Source organism: Exiguobacterium sp. s59 (assembly GCF_018617475.1).
GTDB lineage: Bacteria > Bacillota > Bacilli > Exiguobacteriales > Exiguobacteriaceae > Exiguobacterium > Exiguobacterium aestuarii.
Genome location: NZ_JACSKG010000020.1, coordinates 1 through 401, shown reverse-complemented (window position 1 = coordinate 401; position 401 = coordinate 1). Strand labels below are relative to the sequence as shown.

The following is a 401-nucleotide window of genomic DNA, read 5'->3' as shown; positions in this document are numbered from 1 at the left end:
AACCAACGCAAGGACTTCCTTCACAAACTGTCGAGACGGATCGTTGACGAGAACCAAGTCATCGTCGTGGAGACATTGAAGTCGAAGGACATGATGCAAAACCATAAGCTCGCCAAGTCCATCGGGGATGTCAGCTGGTACGAGTTCGTCCGGCAACTCGAGTACAAATCAAACTTCTACGGACGGACACTCATCAAGGCAGACCCCTGGTACGCATCGACGCAGATCTGTTCCACTTGCGGCGTAAAAGGCGAGAAGAAGGCGATGGATGTCCGTGAATGGACGTGTGCCTGTGGCGTGCATCATGACCGTGACATCAACGCAAGCATCAATCTGTTGATGTTGGCAAACTAAAACGAATTCCTTCAGGGCAGGGACTGCCCGACGAGCTTGGTAAACAA

The 401-nt window shown here is 51.6% G+C and carries 1 protein-coding gene; it reads left to right on the top strand.

The genetic code is table 11. The annotated features are described in order from the left end of the window. Positions 1-354, top strand: a 354-nt coding sequence (locus KNO91_RS15265) for an RNA-guided endonuclease TnpB family protein (protein ID WP_214818714.1), incomplete at its 5' end; no start/stop codon positions are given. Between the last annotated feature and the right edge of the window lie 47 nt (positions 355-401).